General features: G+C 64.3%; 6 protein-coding genes. 4 read left to right on the forward strand and 2 right to left on the reverse strand.

What is annotated here, in order from left to right:
- Window positions 1-117: 117 nt before the first annotated feature.
- The gene (locus tag ABUA09_RS17940; RefSeq protein WP_058116912.1) at window positions 118-921 is read left to right on the forward strand and encodes a DUF4358 domain-containing protein; all 804 of its coding nucleotides are present in this window, start codon (window positions 118-120) and stop codon (window positions 919-921) included.
- A gap of 55 nt (window positions 922-976) precedes the next feature.
- Here ABUA09_RS17940 and ABUA09_RS17945 read toward each other — a convergent pair whose 3' ends face one another.
- Window positions 977-1,744, reverse strand: coding sequence for a hypothetical protein (locus ABUA09_RS17945; protein WP_195614365.1), 768 nt, complete (start codon window positions 1,742-1,744; stop codon window positions 977-979).
- 51 nt (window positions 1,745-1,795) lie between these two features.
- Window positions 1,796-1,930 (reverse strand): hypothetical protein, encoded by a 135-nt coding sequence (locus ABUA09_RS17950; protein WP_275077679.1) that lies wholly within the window; start codon window positions 1,928-1,930, stop codon window positions 1,796-1,798.
- 104 nt (window positions 1,931-2,034) lie between these two features.
- On the opposite strand from ABUA09_RS17950, the gene ABUA09_RS17955 reads away from it, so the two are divergent.
- The 3 genes from ABUA09_RS17955 to ABUA09_RS17965 form a co-directional block, all read left to right on the forward strand.
- Complete coding sequence (locus tag ABUA09_RS17955; RefSeq protein WP_349949612.1) at window positions 2,035-2,331, forward strand: helix-turn-helix domain-containing protein; 297 nt, start codon at window positions 2,035-2,037, stop codon at window positions 2,329-2,331.
- Between the two features lie 97 nt (window positions 2,332-2,428).
- Window positions 2,429-3,208 (forward strand): TIGR00282 family metallophosphoesterase, encoded by a 780-nt coding sequence (locus ABUA09_RS17960; protein WP_349949609.1) that lies wholly within the window; start codon window positions 2,429-2,431, stop codon window positions 3,206-3,208.
- A 42-nt stretch (window positions 3,209-3,250) separates the two neighbouring features.
- Window positions 3,251-4,208: metallophosphoesterase family protein (locus ABUA09_RS17965; RefSeq protein ID WP_349949610.1), on the forward strand; the 958-nt coding region annotated here is incomplete at its 3' end.

A 4,208-nucleotide genomic window follows, 5' to 3' on the forward strand; every position in this document is an offset into this window, starting at 1 on the left:
AACAGCACGGAACAGGCGCTCCGGACCTCCGGAGCGCCTTCCTTCTGTCCGGGGGAACTTTTTGGAATCTCCCGCCGTCTAAAGGGACAACCACCACGAAAAGGAGAATGTATCATCATGAAGAGATTTCTTTCCGCGGCTGCGGCCGCAGCCCTGGCCCTCTCCCTGAACACGGCGGCCCTGGCCGCCGGCGGCTATGCCGGGAGCATCACCATAAACGGCACGGCGCTGGACACCTCCGGGCTTCCCGCCGCCTCCGCACCGTACACGGCGGTGCCCCTGCGGAGCGTGGCGGAGTCCGATTACGGCTACGCCGCCTGGTATCCCGAGGAGGGCCGCTCCTTCTTCTCGCTGGACGGGAACAGCATCTATGTGGACTGCGCCACCGGGGCCATTGAACTCAACGGGGAGGCCCAGACCGGCATGACGGCGTCCTTCACCCAGGGGGTTACCTTCGTCCCCGTGGAGCTGCTCAATCATCTGGAGGGCTACACCGCCACGGTTCAGGACAGCCGGATCGCCATCGTCACCCCCAACGGGGAGGCCCTGACCAAGCTGGCCCGCCAGATCATCGCCAAGATAGAGCTGGGGGCCTCCAACAAGCCCGCGGAGTCCGAGCTTAAGGAGTACTACGGCCTGGACACCGCCCGCTTTGACGAGGTGGCGGCCTTTTTCCCCATGATGATCAGCGCCGATACCATTGTCATCGGCAAGGTCAAAAGCGGTGAGATGGACGCGGTGAAGAAGGAGCTGGAGGCTGTCCGTGCCCGGACGCAGCAGAGCTTTGAGCAGTACCTCCCCGAGCCCCTGGAGCGGGCCAAGAACGGCCGGGTGGTCACCAGCGGGGACTATGTGATGCTCATCATCTCCGGGGACAACGACACCGCCATCCAGATGTTCCGGGACGGCGTGAAGGGCTGAACACGGAGAAAACAGACAGACGGCGCGCGGACAAGCTCCGCGCGCCGTCTGCAGTTCAGGCAGGCTCTTCGCTGAAGAGGATGCGGAAATAGGGGAGCATCCCCTCCCCGTCCAGGCTGCCGCTCTCCACCCGGTAGGACATGGCCTTGCCAGTGAGACGGAGGGTGATGGTGGTGTCTGTCCCGTCGGTGGAGATGGCGGCACGCTCAAAAAAGCGGTTGTCCTCCCCGATGGAGCCCATGGGGAAGCTGTGGGGGTAGCGGAGGCCGTGCTCACCGATAAAGTCGAAGACCCAGTCGTCGTTTCCGGCGGCCTCGGCGGGGTCTCCGGTCTCCAACACCGTGTTCTCCAGGCGGAGGACCAGGGCATCGGCGCCGGAGTCGTAGGAGACCGAGGTGTGGGGGATGCGGATATCGGCCTCCAGGAAGGACTGGATGTCGGGACCACTGCCCAGGGGGACCAGGGAGACGGAGAGATCGTTGAGCCCCACCCGGGCGTCAAAGACCGCCAGGGGGCAGTCCGTGCCGGGGGACATACCGAAGGAGACCTGGGCCTCCCGGTCGTTCCAGGCGCCTGGAAGCTGGGCGCCGACGGGGGCGGCATCCGGGCCGGCGGACTCCGTGGGGGTGGGGACCGGGGAGGGCTCCGGCGTGATCTCGGGGGCGGGCTCCGACGCCGATGGAGATGGGGACGGTGTGGGGGAAACGGACGGTGTGGGGGCCGGCGTAGGGGAAGCGTGGGTGATGGGCTTGTCCCCGGAGCAGGCGGAGAGGGAAAATGCCAGCGCCAGGGCACAGCAGAGGGCGCACAGTCGACAATTCATCGGAAGATCCTCCTTTTTACGGCACCAGTATACCGTATGGGAGGCAAAAAATCAAACCTCCTCTTCGCCCTCTTCCACGGCGGCCAGAAAATGCGCCTCGGCGTTCTGCCGGACGATCTCCAGGATATCGATGATGCGGGATAAGTCGCTGAACAGGGCGTAATACAGTTTTTCATAGTCGGGCATAATTCATTCCTCCGATTAATTAAAATAAATTATATCAGTATAATTGACTTTGGTTCCAATAATACATTGTTATACTCAAAAAATCAAGTGTGGTTGAAGATGTGATGATATATTTTGGAACAAAACTGAAACAGCTCAGAGAGGAGCGCGGCCTGACACAAAAAGAGCTGGCCAAAGGGATGGAGCTTTCTCCCTCTATGATCAGTATGTATGAGGGTGGAGGTTCTCACCCATCTGTGGAGATTTTGATCCGGCTGTCGCATTACTTCCGGGTCTCCACAGACTACCTGCTGGGCGTCAGCGACAGCAATGGCTATGATTTCTCCGGACTGACAGACGAGCAAGCCGTCTTAGTGAATGAACTGATTCGTCAATTCGAGCAGGCCAACGCGCGGAAGTGAGGGCGAGAGCCCTCACTTTTTTCCTGCGGAAACAGGTCTCGCTTTTTGGCCGGAAATCGCATATAATAAAAGTTACTGCATTTGGGGAGGGACGGATATGATACTCAACGTACTGACCGTGGGCGATGTGGTGGGCGAGCAGGGACTGGACTTTTTGACGCGCCATCTCCGCGCCCTGCAAAAGCTCCACGACATCCATTTTACCGTGGTCAACGGGGAAAACGCCTCCGGCGTGGGCATCCTGCCCCGGCAGGCCAGGGCCATTTACGACGCCGGGGCCGACGTGGTAACCCTGGGGAACCACACCTGGAACCGCATCCAGATCAAGGACCTCCTCCCGGAGGCGCCCTGGCTCCTCCGTCCCGCCAAGTACACCAGCCGGGTCCCCGGCCGGGGGCTGGGGATCTACGACGGCCCCAGGGGGCTGCGCATTGCGGTGATGAACCTCATCGGGCGGTGCGAAATGGACTCCAATTTTGACAACCCTTTTACCGTGGCGGACCGGCTGCTCCACGGTCTGGACGCGGATGTCTGTCTGGTGGACTTCCACGCCGAGGCCACCAGCGAGAAGGGCGCCATGGGGTTCTATCTGGACGGGCGGGTCCAGGCGGTGTGGGGCACCCACACCCATGTGCCCACTGCCGACGCCAAGGTGCTCCCCAGAGGGACGGGCTTTCTCACCGACCTGGGTATGACCGGGCCCGCCCAGTCCGTGCTGGGGATGCGCCCGGAACAGGCCGTCAACCGTTTCCTGGGCGGGCTCCCCATGCGCTTTGAGCCCGCGCCCGGCCCCTGTAAGCTGGAGAGCGCCGTCTTTTCCATCGACACCGACCGGCGCCGCTGCGTCGGCGTGGAGCGGGTGGACGTCGGGGAGTAAAGCGCCGTTTTCCCGCCACGATCCCTTGAAAGGAGCCTTTTCATGCTGCACATCCTCCATGCCGCCGATCTCCATCTGGACGCCCCCTTTGCCTCCCTCCCCGCCCACAAGGCCGCGGAGCGGCGGGCGGAGCAGCGGGACCTCATCGGGCGGCTCGCCGACCTTGCCAGAACCCGGGGGGCCGATCTGGTCCTTCTCTCCGGGGACCTGTTCGACAGCGCCGACACCTATGCCGAGACCACCCAGGCCCTGGCCAGAGCTCTGGGCCAGACCGGCTGCCCGGTGTTCATCGCGCCGGGGAACCACGACTATTTTACCCTCCGCTCCCCCTATTCCGCCCTGCACTGGCCGGAAAACGTACATATTTTTCGCTCCGCCGCGCTGGAGGCAGTGGAGCGTCCCGACCTGGGCTGCGCCGTCCACGGCGCGGCCTTCACCGCGCCGGCCCGGGAGGACTCCCCCCTCTCCGGCTTTGCCGCCCCGGGGGACGGTCTGATCCACCTGGGGGTCCTCCACGGGGAGGTGGACGGGAAGGGGCGCTACGGCCCCATCCCCAGGGCGGATATCGCCGCCTCGGGCCTGGCCTATCTGGCGCTGGGTCATGTCCACGCCGGGTCCGGCCTCCAGTGGGAGGGCGGCACCGCCTGGGCGTATCCCGGCTGTCCGGAGGGCCGGGGCTTTGTCGAGCTGGGAGAGAAGGGCGGCCTGTGGGTGACGCTGGACGACGGGGCGATCTCGGTCGAGTTCGTCCCCCTGGCCAGACGGCGCTACCGCATCGTGGAGGCCGACGTCTCCCGGGCCGAGCGCCCGGAGGACGCCCTCTTGGCGGCTCTGCCGGAAGATGCCGGTGCCGATATCCTCCGGGTCCTTCTCACCGGGGAGAGCGGTGTGGAGGGGCTGGACCTGGCCCCTCTGGCCCGCCTGCTGGAGGGGAGATGCTACAGCGCCGACCTCCGGGATATGACCCGGGTCCGCCGGGACCTGTGGAGCCGGGGGGGGG

The sequence above is a fragment of the Intestinimonas sp. RTP31139st1_F5_RTP31139_211217 genome, assembly GCF_040226735.1.
Classification (GTDB): domain Bacteria; phylum Bacillota; class Clostridia; order Oscillospirales; family Oscillospiraceae; genus Intestinimonas; species Intestinimonas butyriciproducens.